This is a genomic window from Dictyobacter arantiisoli (genome assembly GCF_008326305.1).
Taxonomy (GTDB): domain Bacteria; phylum Chloroflexota; class Ktedonobacteria; order Ktedonobacterales; family Ktedonobacteraceae; genus Dictyobacter; species Dictyobacter arantiisoli.
Genome location: NZ_BIXY01000114.1, coordinates 1 through 15908, shown reverse-complemented (window position 1 = coordinate 15908; position 15908 = coordinate 1). Strand labels below are relative to the sequence as shown.

13 protein-coding genes are annotated in these 15908 nt (G+C 52.4%); 10 read left to right on the top strand and 3 right to left on the bottom strand.

Annotation, left to right across the window (positions count from 1 at the left end):
- The first annotated feature begins 236 nt into the window (after window positions 1-236).
- Complete coding sequence (locus tag F1593_RS25075; RefSeq protein WP_149404297.1) at window positions 237-626, top strand: hypothetical protein; 390 nt, start codon at window positions 237-239, stop codon at window positions 624-626.
- A gap of 345 nt (window positions 627-971) precedes the next feature.
- Here F1593_RS25075 and fxsT read toward each other — a convergent pair whose 3' ends face one another.
- Window positions 972-4049 carry an FxSxx-COOH system tetratricopeptide repeat protein gene (fxsT, locus tag F1593_RS25070; protein WP_149404296.1) on the bottom strand — a complete coding sequence of 1026 codons (3078 nt, stop codon included), beginning with the start codon at window positions 4047-4049 and terminating at the stop codon, window positions 972-974.
- A 313-nt stretch (window positions 4050-4362) separates the two neighbouring features.
- Between fxsT and F1593_RS25065 the strand changes: the two genes are divergently transcribed.
- The 5 genes from F1593_RS25065 to F1593_RS25045 all read left to right on the top strand — a co-directional run bounded on the left by F1593_RS25065 (window position 4363) and on the right by F1593_RS25045 (window position 8407).
- The gene (locus F1593_RS25065; protein WP_172632437.1) at window positions 4363-4824 is read left to right on the top strand and encodes a cupin domain-containing protein; all 462 of its coding nucleotides are present in this window, start codon (window positions 4363-4365) and stop codon (window positions 4822-4824) included.
- Window positions 4825-4984: 160 nt separating this feature from the next.
- On the top strand, window positions 4985-5740 hold the full coding sequence (locus tag F1593_RS25060; RefSeq protein WP_149404294.1) for an SDR family oxidoreductase: 756 nt from the start codon (window positions 4985-4987) through the stop codon (window positions 5738-5740).
- Window positions 5741-6134: 394 nt separating this feature from the next.
- On the top strand, window positions 6135-7025 hold the full coding sequence (locus tag F1593_RS25055; RefSeq protein WP_216368986.1) for an alpha/beta fold hydrolase: 891 nt from the start codon (window positions 6135-6137) through the stop codon (window positions 7023-7025).
- Between the two features lie 139 nt (window positions 7026-7164).
- Window positions 7165-8019 carry an alpha/beta hydrolase gene (locus tag F1593_RS25050; protein WP_149404293.1) on the top strand — a complete coding sequence of 285 codons (855 nt, stop codon included), beginning with the start codon at window positions 7165-7167 and terminating at the stop codon, window positions 8017-8019.
- A gap of 160 nt (window positions 8020-8179) precedes the next feature.
- The gene (locus F1593_RS25045; protein WP_149404292.1) at window positions 8180-8407 is read left to right on the top strand and encodes a hypothetical protein; all 228 of its coding nucleotides are present in this window, start codon (window positions 8180-8182) and stop codon (window positions 8405-8407) included.
- Here the strand turns inward: F1593_RS25045 and F1593_RS25040 are convergent.
- The gene (locus F1593_RS25040) at window positions 8388-8603 is read right to left on the bottom strand and encodes an AAA family ATPase (protein ID WP_149404291.1); all 216 of its coding nucleotides are present in this window, start codon (window positions 8601-8603) and stop codon (window positions 8388-8390) included. The two genes, F1593_RS25045 and F1593_RS25040, sit on opposite strands and share 20 nt — an antisense overlap.
- 267 nt (window positions 8604-8870) lie before the next feature.
- On the opposite strand from F1593_RS25040, the gene F1593_RS25035 reads away from it, so the two are divergent.
- The 3 genes from F1593_RS25035 to F1593_RS25025 are packed head-to-tail and all read left to right on the top strand — an operon-like array spanning window position 8871 to window position 12893.
- Complete coding sequence (locus F1593_RS25035) at window positions 8871-9977, top strand: ABC transporter substrate-binding protein (protein ID WP_149404290.1); 1107 nt, start codon at window positions 8871-8873, stop codon at window positions 9975-9977.
- Complete coding sequence (locus F1593_RS25030; RefSeq protein WP_149404289.1) at window positions 9950-11827, top strand: ABC transporter permease; 1878 nt, start codon at window positions 9950-9952, stop codon at window positions 11825-11827. The genes F1593_RS25035 and F1593_RS25030 overlap by 28 nt, the downstream gene beginning before the upstream one ends.
- Window positions 11799-12893, top strand: a complete 1095-nt coding sequence (locus tag F1593_RS25025) for an ABC transporter ATP-binding protein (protein ID WP_149404288.1) — start codon at window positions 11799-11801, stop codon at window positions 12891-12893. The genes F1593_RS25030 and F1593_RS25025 overlap by 29 nt, the downstream gene beginning before the upstream one ends.
- 470 nt (window positions 12894-13363) lie before the next feature.
- Here the strand turns inward: F1593_RS25025 and F1593_RS25020 are convergent, their stop codons facing one another.
- Window positions 13364-14587, bottom strand: a complete 1224-nt coding sequence (locus F1593_RS25020) for an MFS transporter (RefSeq protein ID WP_149404287.1) — start codon at window positions 14585-14587, stop codon at window positions 13364-13366.
- Between the two features lie 164 nt (window positions 14588-14751).
- On the opposite strand from F1593_RS25020, the gene F1593_RS25015 reads away from it, so the two are divergent.
- On the top strand, window positions 14752-15564 hold the full coding sequence (locus F1593_RS25015) for a DeoR/GlpR family DNA-binding transcription regulator (RefSeq protein ID WP_149404286.1): 813 nt from the start codon (window positions 14752-14754) through the stop codon (window positions 15562-15564).
- Window positions 15565-15908 lie beyond the last annotated feature (344 nt).

The following is a 15908-nucleotide window of genomic DNA, read 5'->3' as shown; positions in this document are numbered from 1 at the left end:
ATTTAAGCACCAAACAAGGACGCATAGCAGGACTCAACGTCCGATTTTTTACGCATGTGCATCACAGCGATGGCTATAGTTATACAAAAGGAAGTGGGCATTCCTCCCCGGCCTGAAGGCGCGGGGCTTCTTGCCCATCTTATATGTGAAAGAAGCATGCCAACTGTTGCGCCAGAGGCCGGGTACAGGCAGCAGTACGTGCAACCAGAAAAATATATCATTTGGGGATAAATTACATGTCGAACTTTTTATGGGTCTTATTGAGTATCATTGCTTATATCGCGGGACTCTACATCATGTTGAAGACAACACCTATGCTGCTGGCACGCTCCTATGATGAGGGCCTGTTCATGGCGATTGCCGCGGCAGACATCCTTGGGGCGATTCTCGCCTTTGGCGGGATTGTTATCATGTATGCTATTTTTAATGCCAACGTCGTTATCAGGGTCATCGACTTCCTGCTTCTCATCGGCGTCCTCCTTATCACCGCGCGCCTGGCGATGTTCTGTCTGCGGCCCAGATATATCCAGGGGACCAACAAAATATCGCGCATCCTCTCCGGTATCTACTGCATCTTCCTGGCAGTCGCCTCCGTCTACTACATGATTCAGCTCATCGTCTCTTAAAAACACAAAATCAAAGAACATCAATACAAAGCAAAGCGAGAGTCTGTCATAGATTCTCGCTTTGTGCTATTCAAATCGTCATTTCCCCATTCTTCTCAAATCATGCTAGATTGCATTTTTCCACTGCCATGCGTTTTTTCATCCTACGGTCCCTTACGTGTTTTTTTTAGAAACCTCTCTTCTATCGCTCCAGACTCAACTCAGTGGTGTGTTGGTTTCCCCAAATCACCAGGCTTCTTCTGAACAGTTACCAGGGGAGACAGGTGCTCACTCGCCGTGCTACTGACCACCAGTCTGAAAAATCGGCCAACCGATTTCAGTGCACCATTGTCAGGACGCGTTTGCTCATAGTGATCCATCCATGCACGTTGATCCATGCACGTTGATCCATGCACTCACAGTTCGATGATGCACGCCCAGCTGGCGTGCGATGCGACGGTAACTCATGCCCTGTCCTGCAAGTGCCAGAGCCTGAGCTTTTCGCGCCTGATCGGGTTGCCGGGTACCTGGCTGAGGGGTGAAGTACAACTGGCACCTACGGCAGCGAAACCGCTGACTCCCCGACCGGTTTTTCCCGCTTTTGAGGACCTCTGCGGTCAGCTGACATCCAGGGCACGCAGGCAGAACGCTGCTCCACGCGCCGGCCACCGCTGTGCTCTGCTCCATTGACACCCCACGGCTGGCAGAAGTCCTCTCTCTCAGCAGATCCGTTGCACCTGGTTGTACGCCTTCCAGTTGTGCGGCTTCCTGGGTGCAACCCATGCGACGCAACAACGCCATCAAACGCTCTCTGGTTTCGATGGTCCGGGGATGCGTTGCACCCAACGTGTGGGTTCGGGCAGCCAGTGCGCGTTCGTAGAGGGAGCGGGCTTCGTCGTCGTGATCTTGTGCATGCCGCAAGAGAGCAAACTCGTGCAAGGCTTGAGCTGCTTGCGGATGAGTAGAGACAAATGCTTGTTCATTGATACGCAGTGCACGAAGAAACAACGACTCCGCCTGCTTGTAGTTCCCCTGATCTCGATAGAGGGTCGCCAGGATCGCCAGATCGAGAGCAACGTAGGGATGGAAAGCACCCAGATGCTGCTCGTGAATGCGTAACGCCCGCAGAGCCAACGATTCCGCCTGGGCATCCTTGCCCAGTTTGAGAGAGAGGAGTGCCAGACAGGCCAATGGATCCGCCGTATGAGCATGCAGTGAGCCTAGATGCTGCTCGTAGATGACTAGCGCTCGTTGGCACAACGGTACTGCTTCCCTATAGCGCCCTTGATCTGTATATAACACTGCCAGATTGTACAGAGACATCGCTGTATAAAAATGGGAAGAGCCGAATTGTTGTTCAAAGATCTCAAAAGCACGTTGGTAGAAGGGTTCTGCCTCGGTATACTTACCTTGCTCCTGATACCCCCCCCCCAGATAGTTCAGGGTGGCAGCGGTGTCGGGATGGTGAGGAGCGAGCGACTCTCGGATATACAATGCTCGCTGAAGCAACGGCTTCGCCTGCTCGTAGTTCCCCTGATCTTGATACAGGATCGCCAGGTTGTGCAGGGTGGCAGCGGTGTCGAGATGGTGAGGCCCCAGTTGCTGCTCACGGATGCGGAGTGCCCGCTGGTAGAAGGGTTCCGCCTTTGCGTAAGCTCTCTGAGACTCATAGAGATTCGCCAGGTTGTGCAGGGTGGTAGCGGTGTCGAGATGGTAAGGACCCAGTTGCTGCTCACGGATGCGGAGTGCCCGCTGGTAGAAGGGTTCCGCCTCCCTATAGTTGCCATTGTCTCGATGAAGGATGCCCAAATGGTTCAGACTGGTTGCTGTCCGAGGGTGCTCTGGACCCCATTGTTGCTCGCAGATGTGGAGTGCCCGCTGATACAACGACGCTGCCTGGGTATACATCGTGTGTTCAAGAAAGTAGCTACCTGTTCGGTCGAGCAGATCCGCCGCCTCGGGCAGCAGGAGTTGATGGTGCTGAATCAACGTATCGCACGCCTCGACCTGTTCCAGGTAACGCAGACACGTAGGCCAGGTCGCTACGTCTTTCGTGTCGGCAGGGAAGAGGGCATGCACGGCACGCACCACCTGCTCGCTCCAGGTACGTTGCATCTCGACTTCCAGGCGATCCATTTGAACAGTCTGTACCAGGCGATGGATGCTCAGCATCCGCTCCTCAGAGAGCCGCTTCACCAGGGAAAAGCTCAGCAAGGTTTCAAGCATCTGGTTGAAGGTGAAACGATCCGCCACCGCATCGTGAAGGAGAGGTGGCCAATAGGAGGCCCCCTCGCTCAGCAGTTCTTCCGGGATGTGGTCAGGGGCAAAAAAGGCACAGAGTTGCAACAGTTCGGCCGCAGCCGGGTTGGTTCGTTGCACCTGCGCAAACGAGAGGGACCAGGTTGTTGCCACCGACTCGGGATACTGCGTGGTTTGCTTCCCGCGCCGCGCAAGAAGCACGGAGCGATGCTGCTGATAAATGTGAAGATAGTCGTGCAGGCTGCAGCCGGTCTCTTCAAGGTAGGCACCCGCTTGATCGATGGCAAGAGGAAATTGCGCAAGGGCAATGACTACATTAATGGCTTCGTCTATCTCATCTGGTGAGGAAGCCGAAAAGCGATGAGCACGTCGCAGCAAGAGATGGGCCCCTTCCATGATCCCCATGGTATCGACTTCGACGGAGGAAGCAAACGCACCAACTGCGTTGGCCCTCGTAGTAAGCAGAATGTGTCCATGGCCCTGGCGAGGAAGATAGGGCTGAACCAGGGAGAGATCATCGGCGTTGTCGACCAGAAGCAGCCAGGGCGGCTCGCGCTGTTCTAACCAACGCAAGATGGCAGCAATGATGGTGTGTTGATTCGTCTCCTCCTGGGGCACAAGAGCTGGCAACAAACGCGCAAGTTCGACGAAACTGGTCAGGATCGTCTCTTCGTTGGCTGCAGAGATCCAGATGACATCGCGATAGCGTCCCTGCAGGTGTGCGCGATAGGCATATTCGATGGCGATCTGTGTCTTCCCAATGCCACCCAATCCCTTAATCGCCTGCGTTTGGGTCAAGGCGGCCTGGCGCACGCCCACCCCCTGGTCTGGTGTCTCTCCAGTAAACAGCAGCTCCAGTTGCTTCAGCAGGTCGTCGCGTCCGGTAAAGTGGGGATTGCGTGCATAGGGCACCGTCCACAGCGCGGCCTCCTGAGTGGGAGTGCTCACTGCCTGCGCAACTTCGGTGGTATCTGGTGGAGATGGGAGCGCTTCCACCAAACCTAACTCCTGGGCGCTCAGACCAAAGAGGGCGCAAAGTTTCACGCAGTAATAGGCACTGGGGTGCTGAGTGCCTCGTTCCCAGCGCTGAACAGTGACGACGGTGGTGCCTAACTGCTCTGCCAGGTCTTGCTGTCGCCAGTTGCGCTCCAGACGCTGCCGACGTAAGTGGACGTTCTTCTGCATCGCATTTCCTTTGACTGACCAATGTGATTTGAAAACGCTGCAACGTTCTTCCTACAGATAAGATGAGAAAAGAGGTTATTCACTGGATAAGAAGACGATCTGCTGGATAGTATACGATACGTTGTCAAGACTCTGCTTTTTTTTCAACACGACGAAAAACGTTGGTTAGAAGATAGATAACGATCTCTGAAAAAGAAGCGCAACAGGGTATGCTTTGATCAGCGTCAAGATGAATACCAATCTACATTGCGCAAATGACGTATGGACAAGCGCAATGACATCATTTGTTAGATCAAGAAAAGGAGAGAGTTTTATGACCACAAACGTTGCGTCGCTCGTGCTCAACGCGAACGAAGGAGAGACCACCTTTGAAGCCAGTGGGGAGTACTGGATCTGGAAAGCCACAGGAGAAACCACCAATGGACTCTTTGATCAAGCGATCACGATCACGCTTCCACAGATAGGACCCCCTGAACATACACATCAGCAAGAGGAACTGCACTATATTCTGGAAGGGACCTATCGAGTGAAACTTGGGGAGCAAGTATTTACCGCTTCGGCGGGAACCTTTATCCGTATTCCAGGAGGGGTGCCACATGCCTGGCGTTCATTGACAATGGGAAAGATACTTGTCACCTTTCTTCCAGGTGGACTGCGAGGGTTCTTTGAAGAGATGCGCCCCCTCTATCTGGCTCCACAACTGGATATGCAAGCTGTAGTAGCACTTGGGGCCAGGTATGGTCTGGTCGTGACCGGCCCCCCTCTGATGGATTAGCAGCAGGTGTATTGACAAACAACCAGGGCAAATTTAAGCGCAACCAATCAATGGAAATGGAAAAAGTCACGTTAGTGACCGATAACGCTCTCTGAAAAGCGGCACAACAGAGTATCCTTTTTCAGAGAGGAAGATCATCTATCGAGAGGAAAAGAGTGGTATGAGTTCGCTTGAGGGAAAAGTTGCTTTAGTGACCGGCGGCAATAGTGGGATCGGCCTGGCGACGGCCAGAGCCTTTCATGCCAATGGAGCGAGAGTCGTGCTTTCTGGACGGGATCGAGAGACCCTGAACGAGATTTCTCGTCAACTGGGTCAGCGTGTGCTGGCTGTTCCAACAGATGTCACAAAGCTTGATGAGATTGATCGGCTGATGGCTCGTGCCTACGAGACGTTTGGCAAACTGGATATCCTCTTTGTCAACGCTGGCATTTTCAAAGGGGCTTCTCTGGAAGAGGTGGATGAAGCGGCGTTTGACGAGATGCTGAATGTCAATTTGAAAGGAGCGTATTTCACCGTCCAGAAAGCTCTCCCTTTTCTCAACGAGCCAGCATCCATCATCTTCAATGGCTCAGTCAACGCCCTGACAGGCATCGTTGACAGTTCGCTCTATACCGCCAACAAAGGAGCGATTCACGCGCTGTCACGGGCACTGGCGGCAGAGCTCATCGGTCGTGGTATTCGGGTCAATACTATTACGATTGGCCCCACTGCAACACGCTTGTTAACCCGCTCAGGATCTTCACAAGCGCTTCTGGACGCACAAGATAGAGCACGCATCAACCATTCACCACTCAAACGCCTGGGCCTGCCTGAAGAAGTGGCCAGAGTCGCACTGTTTCTTGCATCAGATGATTCCTCTTTTGTGGTGGGATCAGAGATTGCAGCAGATGGTGGCTGGCTCTTGAATACCATATAAATCGGACAAAGAAAGCACAAAGCTGTGATCAGCGAGGCCGGACAGGTGTCCGGTTGAAAACCCAATGGAGCGGTACAATGGATCACTTGCTCTTTATTGAGAGAAGTACACGCAGCATGTATGCTGTCCTGGTTGCCGCCAGAGAAGAAAAACAGGAGATTGTTTCATGAAAACTGATCCCTTTCACCATTTGAGGAAGAGGAGAACGAGCAAGATCTCGGATGAACAGCAGCAACAGGTGCAACGAGGTTGGTTCACAAACCTCATGTACATGCCTGGAAGAAAGGGGCTGCACTGGACACGGCAATTCACACTGGTTTTGCTTTGCAGTATCGCGTTGCTCGCAGGAAGTTTCTCCTCAGTTGTATACGCTCAGCAAGCAAGTCAGCCTTCGATGGCTCTGACTCAGAAGACGTCTTCTCTTCTGCCAGAGGGCTTTACTGAAGGATTCGTCCTGACCAATGGCATTCGTATGCATTATGTCAGTGGTGGAAAGGGACAGCCATTGGTGCTGCTCCACGGGTTTCCAGAAACCTGGTACACGTGGCATAAAGTTCTTCCCGATCTCGCCAAACATTACCGGGTGATCGCTCCTGATATGCGGGGGGCAGGCCAGACAGACGCGCCATCGACAGGGTACGACAAAGCAACGATGGCCAGGGATATCCATGGACTCGTCTCGCAACTCGGTCTTGGGCCCATCAACCTGGTCGGTCATGATATCGGGCTGATGGTCGCTTATGCATATGCAGCGCTCTATCCCACCAATGTGAAACACCTGGCTCTGCTGGAAGCGCCGATCCCCGATGCAAGTATCTACACACTTCCAGCACTGACTGCCAAAGGACCCGGCATATGGTGGTTCGGATTTTTCAGTACTCCGCAGATGCCTGAAAAACTCATCCAGGGACGTGAAGCAACCTTTTTAACTCAGTTTTTCCAGAACAGCGTTCCTGCACAGGTCCAGGGAAGTATCACGAAAGCGGAGATAGCACTCTATGCACACTACTGGCAAGATCCTGCACATCTCCATGCTTATATCAGCTATTTCAGTTCCTTTCAAACGGACACAGAGCAGATAAAAATCTATGGAAAAGAGAAGTTGCAGATGCCAGTGCTCGCACTCGGAGCAGACCACAGTCTCGGCATGGCCGTTTTTACCCAGGCACAGAACTACGCTACCCATGTCACCGGTGGAGTGATCACCAACTCTGGTCACTGGATACCTGAAGAGCATCCACAAGAATTGGTCGATCAGCTTCTTGCCTTCTTTCACAAGAAATAAAGAGCGAAGAAAAACAAGAGAAACAGTATGCACATTGTAGCATATGAGCTTCATGGCCGCTTTGAGTACAGATGGCGAAAGCAAAAATGACGCTCATCGAGTGAAACAGTTTCTAGAGATACCCCCAGAGGAGTAGAACATGACCGTTCTCACGATCTATGAACAGCAAGAGATCGACCGCACCAACAGAGAGGGCAAGCAGCCGGTCGTCTTCGTCCACGGCCTTTATCTCCTGGCATCCAGCTGGGACAACTGGCGTCAGTTCTTTGAAGAACGGGGCTACACGACGCTCGCCCCAGGCTGGCCCGATGACCCGGAGACCGTCGCAGACGGAAATTCCAACCCGGAGGTCTTTGCCAACAAGCGGATTAAGCAGGTAACACAGCACTATGCCGAGGCCATCGGCCAACTCAAGAAGAAACCAGTCATTATTGGCCATTCCTTCGGTGGCCTGATCGCGCAACAACTGGCCGACGAGGGCCTCTCCGCGGTAACAGTCGCCATCGATCCCGCCGGATTTCGTGGCGTGCTACCGGTGCCACTCGCCGAACTCAAGTCCGGTGCGCCAGTCCTCTCGAATCCCGCCAACTATCACCGGGCCGTCTCACTGAGCTTTGAGCAGTTCCGTTATGGTTTTGTCAATATGCTGGAGGAAAAAGAAGCCCACGAGTTGTACGAAAAGTTTGCGGTGCCCGGTTCCGGCACACCTGTCTTCCAGGCCGCTGCCGCCAACCTCAATCCGTGGACGGAAGACAAGATCAACATAAAGAACCCCACGCGTGGACCACTCTTGCTCATTGCGGGCGAGAAAGACCATACGGTTCCAATGACGGTTGTCAAAGCGGCTTACAAGTTGCAGAAAAACAATCCCGCAGAAACTTCGTTCCGCGAAATTCCCAATCGTGGACATTCCCTGACCATTGACCATGGATGGCGTGAAGTGGCCGAGGTTTCGCTTTTGTTCATCGCCCAACACCTGGAGCTCAGCCAGTAGTCTAACACGAGAGCAAGCCGTTTGTGGCCTCCACGGTCTCTGTGCATGAGTTTTCGCACCGATGGTGCTCAAAACAGTGTTTAGTATGTGGGGCAGGAAAAGCGCTATGCGCTTTTCCTGCCCCACATACTAAACAAAGAATGACAATGAAGAAGTGTAGGTGCGTGCCGAGGTCGCAACCGAGGTACGCTTTCCCGTGAATCGTACGACCATCTCCCCACAACGCGCTGCCAGGATGGGATCAGTACCTACGGCAGTGCTTCTCGTACGTGACGGGGTAAGCGCACTTTGTGCTATTCAAGAAGCAGTACAGAGCGATCAGAAACGTTTACCTGGCATCCTCTGTCGTTTGGGCGGACAGCAGACGTTCAAGGATCGGTCCAGATGATGAAGTTGCCCTCCGCTATCCAGGCAGGCTGCTCAGCCATGGCAATAGCATCATCCACATATGTCGCCCACTGCATCCCATTCTTCCAGCAGAGCTTGTCGAGATCGTGATGAGGGATCTGCAAGCGGGCAGAGAGCTGCTCGGCCAGCGTCGTTTTGCCACTGCCGGCGGCTCCGATAATAGCTATTTTGAGCATAGTCTTTCCTTTTCTTTTCGTGTATGCCTGAACTGCTATCAACGTGATCTTCTAATGTAACATATGTTACTTTTAGCATCTGTTAATTCGAACAAGTGTGATTTTGTAACAAGTTCACTAGAAATTAACATATCCATTACTCGGCTTTAAAAAAACATCTCTATGCTACAGATAACGCGTTAAGAATATTTCTTACAAACTCAAAGCTATCCAATAGAAGTAGCTACTTTTCTAAGTAGCGTATACATCAAAGGAGTTCCACCTGTTATGGGTTTATTTTCTTCCTCATGGCAAATGCAGAGGAAAAAAACGTGTCTCAGCTTCGTATTTTCACTCGTTGGTCTGACGGCTCTTCTTACAGCCTGTGGTGGAACACCTACAGCGCAGACCACAGGAAGTTCCACGACCAGCGCGACATGCAATAAGAGCACTGGCCTGACATTGTATTCCGCCCAGGGATACGACTCGGATACCGCGAAAGCATTTCAGCAACAGACAGGAATTACAGTCAAACTGGTTGACGATAGCACCGGAAATCTGCTGGCAAAAATCTCGGCTGAGAGAAATAATCCACAGTGGGATGTGATCTGGTTTGATGGCGACGTCACAATGCGTACGCTAGATAATCAAGGTTACCTGCTTAAATGGGACTCATCGGCACCCTCTAACTATCATGCACAAGGAAAAGATCTTATTCCCGCAGATCACTCCTATTATCCGACAGGAGTAACAGCCGCCGGAGCTATCGCCTATAACACCAGGCACATACCAGCATCCGGCTTGCCCAGGGATTGGAGTGATCTGCTGAAACCACAATATCGCAATATGGTAGCGGAAAACGATCCAGCCTTCTCTGGTCCCGCGTATCCCTTCATTGCTGGCATGGCTCAGGTATTGGGCGGAGAGCAGCAGGGGAAGAATTATTTTACACAATTGAAGGCGAATGGCGATAAAATCTTCCAGACCAATGGTCCGACGTTGAATAGTGTCGAGACTGGTGCTCGTGAATTTGCGATTGCCCAGGATTCCGCGGTCTATGCTGAGATAAAAACGGGCCAACCACTTGGAATTATTTATCCGACCTCTGGCGTGGCGGCACTGGCAAGTGAAATAGGTATCTCTGCCAACGGACCTCATACGGCATGTGCCAAACAGTTTGTCAACTGGGTGCTGAGTGCTAACGGTGGTCAGTCAGTCATGTCACACTTTGATATTACCAGTGGCGACGCCTACTTCAGACCTCTCATCAAGGGAGTGGTTCCACAGGCGAAACGTCAGGATAGTGCTGCTAAATTCGTCGCTCTGGATGTAGCCAAATGGGCGGATGCTGAGAATGAGTTGAAACAATGGTTCCACAACAACATCGTACAATAAATTCAACTTCTTTGGCTGAACGCGCAACAACTGGAGGAGAAGTCAGTACACTGGCTCCCCTCCGGTCTCAGTCATTGCTGGCAAGGTGGCTTCAACGTGGGGGGAAATTGTTGATCGTGGCGGTTCCTCTTGGCTTGCTACTGCTTTTTATCGTCTATCCACTGGCTGCGATCATTTTACAAAGTATCTTTCCCAATGCCTATGCCATTCAACCCGATCTGGTACCCAACTTTACTGCTTTTAGCGAAGTGATACAGAATCCAGAGGCATTCCAATCACTGCTGAATTCGCTCTGGTTGGGCGGTATGACAGCTCTATTCGCCAGCATTATCGGTACGGCGCTGGCATTCCTGGCACGCCGTACCGATATGCCGCTGCGGCGGGCACTGGATATGCTGGTGTGGATCGTTTTCTTTACACCGTCGTTTCTGCTGGGTGAGACGTGGGGACTCTTTTTTGTGCGCGGGGGCCTGCTCGACCAATATATCCACGTGCCTGATGCTTTCATCAACTGGTTTTACTCTCCGGTTGGAGTGATTTTTATTCTAAGCCTGAAGTCATTTCCCTATGTCTATCTATCGGTGACGGCTGCGCTACGCTGGTTGGGCTCCGAATTTGAGGATGCCGCACGTATCTCTGGCGCTCGGCGCTGGCACGCCTGGCTGACGATCAATATTCCCCTGTTGTTCCCAGCAATTCTAGCTGCGGCACTGATCGCTTTTGCTGAGGCTTTGTCTGATTTTGGTGTTGCGGCGACGATTGCACAGAGTTCCAATGTGCCACTGATCTCCTATCAGATCTATACGGCGATGAACACGTCGCCTGTGGACTTCGCTCTCTCGGCGACGCTTTCTCTACTACTCTTCCTGGCGATCGGATTAGCGATGGTGCTTCAAGCATCTCTGTTGCGTTCGCGCTCATTCCAGACGATCAGCGGCAAAAACAGGCCAAGCCGTAGCGTGTCGTTGGGATTATGGAGATGGCCTGCGACTATCTTTACAATGCTGGTGTTTATCTGCGCGCTGCTAGTGCCGGTGGGTATCTGCCTGCTTCTGTCGCTTATGCGAGCATCGGGACAGGGCTTCGCTGCGAGTAACTGGACATTGAGTAACTATCAGACTGTTCTCGCACATGGATCGGATAACTTGAGTTCCCTCTATCGTACACTCTGGCTTGCTCTGGCCAATGCATCGATTACGGCGATTGTGGGCATTCCGCTGGCATTTATTATTCGCCGCACTACGATACCCGGTCGCAAACTCCTGAATGGCGTGACATTGATTACTATCGCTGTACCGGGATTAATTCTGGCCAGTGGTTATATCTTTGCCTGGAATGCTCCTTATCTGGAATATATCGGCATCGGCGGTCCGCAGGGTATTCAGTTCTATGGCACAGTCTGGATTTTATTGGCTGCTTATATCGGCGGTAGTTTGCCCTATGCTACCCGCTTGAATATCGGTGCGTTGGAACAGGTGGGGCCTTCAATGCTGGAGACAGCGCGGGTCCTGGGAAGTAGTCCTTTGCAATTGTTAACACGCATTGTGGCCCCATTGCTACGCTCAAATATTATCTCTGTCTGGTTACTGGTTTTCACGGGCACCATGTTTGAGCTTGCGGCCTCGGAGCTTTTATATCCACCGGGCCAGCCGACCTTGCCGGTCCAGATCATGACATTGTTCAACAATATGCAAATAGGCCCAGGAACTGCACTGACAATGGTGAGTATTATCATTGTGACGGTGCTCCTAATCATCCTACGCTTTATCCCCTGGCTTGTACGCCAGATGAGGGCGCAGCGTTTGCGGAGAAATAGCGGGTATGTATCTACAGATCAAACAATTAAATAAGAGTTACGGGCAGCGGCAGATCATCTCTGATGTTGATCTGACCATGGAGGAGGGCGAGGTGCTTTCTTTGCTGGGCCCTTCCGGTTGCGGAAAAACAACGATCTTGCGTATAATCGCAGGATTGATCAAACCCGATCAGGGCTGGATACAGATTGGTGAGCGCGTCATCTATGATGGGAGGCGCGAGGTTCCGGCTGAGGAGCGGGATCTGGGCATGGTCTTTCAAGATTATGCTCTCTGGCCCCATATGACGGTGGCGCAAAATATTGCGTTTGGTCTGCGCTTACGGCGTAAGTCAGCGACCTTTATACGTCACAAAGTGCATGAATTACTTGAGCTGGTGAATCTACCCGGCATGGAGAAGCGTTATCCCTATCAGTTATCGGGAGGTCAGCAGCAACGCATCGCGCTAGCACGGGCACTGGCGACGGAGCCACGGGTCCTGTTATTAGATGAGCCACTTTCCAGCCTGGATACCGCCCTCCGTGAAACGATGTCGTCTGAACTGGTACAACTCTTCAAACGTCTAAAAATCACGACGATTAATGTGACCCATGATCAGAACGAAGCCATGACGATGTCCGATCGCATTATCGTCTTGCGCGAGGGCAAAGTTCAGCAACTAGACACACCAACCGAGCTCTATCTGCATCTGGCAAACTCATTTGTCGCCTCGTTTATGGGACCAGCGAACATGCTACCGGGTAAACTGATCACCCAGGATGGACAACAGGCCAGATTTCAATTAGATCCGCAGAAGTTTGCCAGCCAGCAGATGAGCGCGACTATCCACAATGAACAGGCCGCGCAATCCACCGAGGCGAGCTGGTTTGTCTGTCGTCCAGCGAACGTGCATGTGCATCACGAACCGCAGTCTGACGTGCCAGCGAATTTGCTCGCTGGAACGGTGGTACACTCATCATTTGTGGCCGGTCGCTGGCGTACGTTGATACATGTCGGTCTTGAGCACGATCTACCCGTACAAGCCTTTGCGGATCGACAGCTCGCACCCGAACAACAGGTCTGGCTGGAATTTCCGTCCGAACAGAGCTTTATCGTCCATTGACACTTCCCATTTGCCGAGATTCAACTTCAATAGCGAGAATGACAATGAAGAAGGGTAGGTGCGTGCCGACGCTCTGTCCTATGCCCGGGCTCCATTATTGACGTACGAATTCCCCTTCCCTCCATTTTTGTTTATCATTCTCGCTATTCTTTTGTTTATCATTCTCGCTATTCTAAAGAATGACAATGGCGAAGTGTAGGTGCGTGCCGAGGTCGCAACCGAGGTACGCTTTCCCGTGAATCGTACCACCATCTCCCCCAACGCGCTGCCATGAGGGGATCAGTACCTACGGGAGAGATATCGTACGTGACGGGGTAAGCGCACCTCGGCTGCGGCCTCGGCACGCACCTACATCGCTCCCCGACTCTCTGTCCTATGCCCGGCTCCATTATTGACGTACGAATTCCCCTTCACTCCATTTTGGTTTATCATTCTCGCTCTTGAAGCGGTTTTGCATTTCGTGTGTGAATTTAATCAACAAGGCTTTCCTGTACAGTTGAGACCGTGGTAGGGGCGCTGCTGGCGGTAACTCCGGCGAGGGACGCGGTGATCAGGCAGAGGAGTACCACAAAGCCGAGAGAGATCCTGAGGCCGAAATGGTCGGCAACAAAACCGATCACAGGCGGCCCAACCAGAAAGCCGGTATAGCCACAGGTGGCAAGGGTGGAAATGGCTGTCTCTGAACTATTTTTGAAGAGACGACCAGCCGCGCTGAGTACCAACGGAAAGAGGACCGATAGGCCGAGGCCCACACAGCCTAATCCTAGCAGGACCAGCGGCGTCCAGGGAAAGATCAGACCAAGGGCCAGGCCGAGCGCAGCCAGTAAGCCACAGATGCGGATCAGGATAGATGGTCCCAGACGCGCCGCCATGTAATCTCCCACTCCTCGACCGATTGCCATACACAAAGAAAACACGGCGTAGCCAGCCGCCGCCAGACCCGCACCGGAATGGGCGGTATTCGCTAAATAGACCGCGCTCCAGTCCGACATCGCTCCTTCGCTTACCAGGGCGCAGAAAGAGATCAGGGCAAGGGCAACCAGGAGGCGCGAGGGACGCACAAAGAACGCTTTTCTGGCACGCTCTTTCTTCTCAATCTTTGTCACTACCGCGCTCGCAGGCAGGAGAAAACGCGCACACACAAACATTCCCAGCAGCGCGATCACTGCCACACACACAAAATGAGCAAAAGGATCAATAGCATAGGTGGCAAAGATCCCACCGGCAAAAGCGCCGAGCAGAGCGCCAACGCTATAGAAGGCATGGAAGGAACTAAAAATAGGAGAACCATAATCCTGCTCAACGGCCGAGCCCTGCATATTCATCGTTACATCCATCGATCCATTACTGGCACCAAAGAAGAAGAGGGCCAGCACCAGCCAGGGAAGATTGGGGGCCAGCGAGAGCAGGACGAGAGCCATACACAAACAGATGCCCGAGATCAAGGTCACCACGGCACTGCCAAATCTGGCCGCAACGCGACTGGAAACATTCATCGCAACCAGCGCCCCGACCGCTGATCCCAGGAGGGCAATGCCCAGTTGTCCGGGCGGTAAGCCTAGCTTTGCCTGTATGGCTGGAATACGAGCCGCCCAGGTCGCAATCACCGTTCCATTGAAAAAGAAGAGTAAGACAACCGCAAGGCGGGCCATCCGAATACGCGCTCGATCCACATGGTTATAGTGTAAGAACATACAAACCTTCCATCAGGGTGACATTCGCCCCATTGCATTGAGAAAAAACTGCTTGACATTGCTGACAAATACGCATAAAATTGCAACGTCTTTCTAGTTTATCCGCATAAAGGTGCAAAATCAAGAGGTTTCAATGCTGGTTTATGCGTAGTGGAGAAAAATTGATGCTAAAGGAAGAGCGCCAATACTATATCATTGAGCAGCTCCGACAGCAGGGAAAGGTCGTCGCGGTCGATCTGGTCGCCCAATTGAAGGTATCTGAAGATACAATCCGCCGCGACCTTACGGAACTGGCCGAGGCCGGTATTCTGCAACGGGTTCATGGGGGAGCGCTTCCCCGCTTAAAAACGGTGTCCTATGAACAAAGACAACAGGATGAGCAGAGCACCCGCATTGAGATAGCCAGAGCGGCGGCCCAGCTCATCCGCGATGGGCAGGTCATCCTGATGGATAGTGGTACGACCGTCCATGAGATAGCCAACCAGCTTCCCCCGACCTTACATGCCACGATTATCACCAACAGCCTGCCCGTTGCGGCCACCCTGATCCATCATCCAACAGTCACGGTCCAGGTACTGGGTGGACAGCTCAAAAAAGATGCGCAGGCGATGGTTGGCGTTTCCGTGATTGAGGCGCTACGCCAGATCCGCGCCGACTTATGCTTCCTGGGGATATGTAGCATTCATCCAGACATCGGTATCAGTATGCCTGAGATCGAAGAATCCTATATCAAGCGCGCCATGCTCGAGCAGGCGGCGGAAGTCGCGGCAGTTACGGGAGCAGCGAAATTAGGGACCGCCGCCCCCTATATTGTTGGTCCCATTCACGCCCTCACCTACCTTGTCACTGATAATTCTCTGGCACCAGAAGCCCTTGCCCCCTATCAACAACAAGGGCTTCAAATTGTGCGTGCCAGTTCAGAAGAGGTTTCTCCAGCGATCTTCATCCATTCTTCAGCTCTTTATCCTTCCGGGTGATGGCTTACGAGCAATACCGCTTAAAAAAGCCATGCTCCTAACGGAGCACCCTGAACCATGAAATCGCACCCAATTTCAGAAGAATACGAGGAATGATAAACAAAAAGGGAGGAAAATTCGTACCGCAAGGGAGAGGACAGAGCGTCGGGCACCTACTCCAACAAATGAATGGAAAGAGGGAGCATGGGGAACGCCGATGCATCCGTAGGAGCCACCCTTCAGAACTTATCCGAAAACGTGGAAGGAGATGATAGAATCAAGAACAAGGAAAGGAACACGAATCCCCCAAGCAAAGGAGAAACCAAGATGGCCCGAACCAAACCGTGGGAAGTCAGTGACCAATT

Excerpts from the sequence above, each read along its gene's own strand:
- F1593_RS25075 (WP_149404297.1), top strand. The coding sequence starts at position 237 with ATGTCGAACTTTTTATGGGTCTTATTGAGTATCATTGCTTATATCGCG.
- fxsT (WP_149404296.1), bottom strand. The coding sequence starts at position 4,049 with ATGCAGAAGAACGTCCACTTACGTCGGCAGCGTCTGGAGCGCAACTGG.
- F1593_RS25065 (WP_172632437.1), top strand. The coding sequence starts at position 4,363 with ATGACCACAAACGTTGCGTCGCTCGTGCTCAACGCGAACGAAGGAGAG.
- F1593_RS25060 (WP_149404294.1), top strand. The coding sequence starts at position 4,985 with ATGAGTTCGCTTGAGGGAAAAGTTGCTTTAGTGACCGGCGGCAATAGT.
- F1593_RS25055 (WP_216368986.1), top strand. The coding sequence starts at position 6,135 with ATGGCTCTGACTCAGAAGACGTCTTCTCTTCTGCCAGAGGGCTTTACT.
- F1593_RS25050 (WP_149404293.1), top strand. The coding sequence starts at position 7,165 with ATGACCGTTCTCACGATCTATGAACAGCAAGAGATCGACCGCACCAAC.
- F1593_RS25040 (WP_149404291.1), bottom strand. The coding sequence starts at position 8,603 with ATGCTCAAAATAGCTATTATCGGAGCCGCCGGCAGTGGCAAAACGACG.
- F1593_RS25035 (WP_149404290.1), top strand. The coding sequence starts at position 8,871 with ATGGGTTTATTTTCTTCCTCATGGCAAATGCAGAGGAAAAAAACGTGT.
- F1593_RS25030 (WP_149404289.1), top strand. The coding sequence starts at position 9,950 with ATGGTTCCACAACAACATCGTACAATAAATTCAACTTCTTTGGCTGAA.
- F1593_RS25025 (WP_149404288.1), top strand. The coding sequence starts at position 11,799 with ATGTATCTACAGATCAAACAATTAAATAAGAGTTACGGGCAGCGGCAG.
- F1593_RS25020 (WP_149404287.1), bottom strand. The coding sequence starts at position 14,587 with ATGTTCTTACACTATAACCATGTGGATCGAGCGCGTATTCGGATGGCC.
- F1593_RS25015 (WP_149404286.1), top strand. The coding sequence starts at position 14,752 with ATGCTAAAGGAAGAGCGCCAATACTATATCATTGAGCAGCTCCGACAG.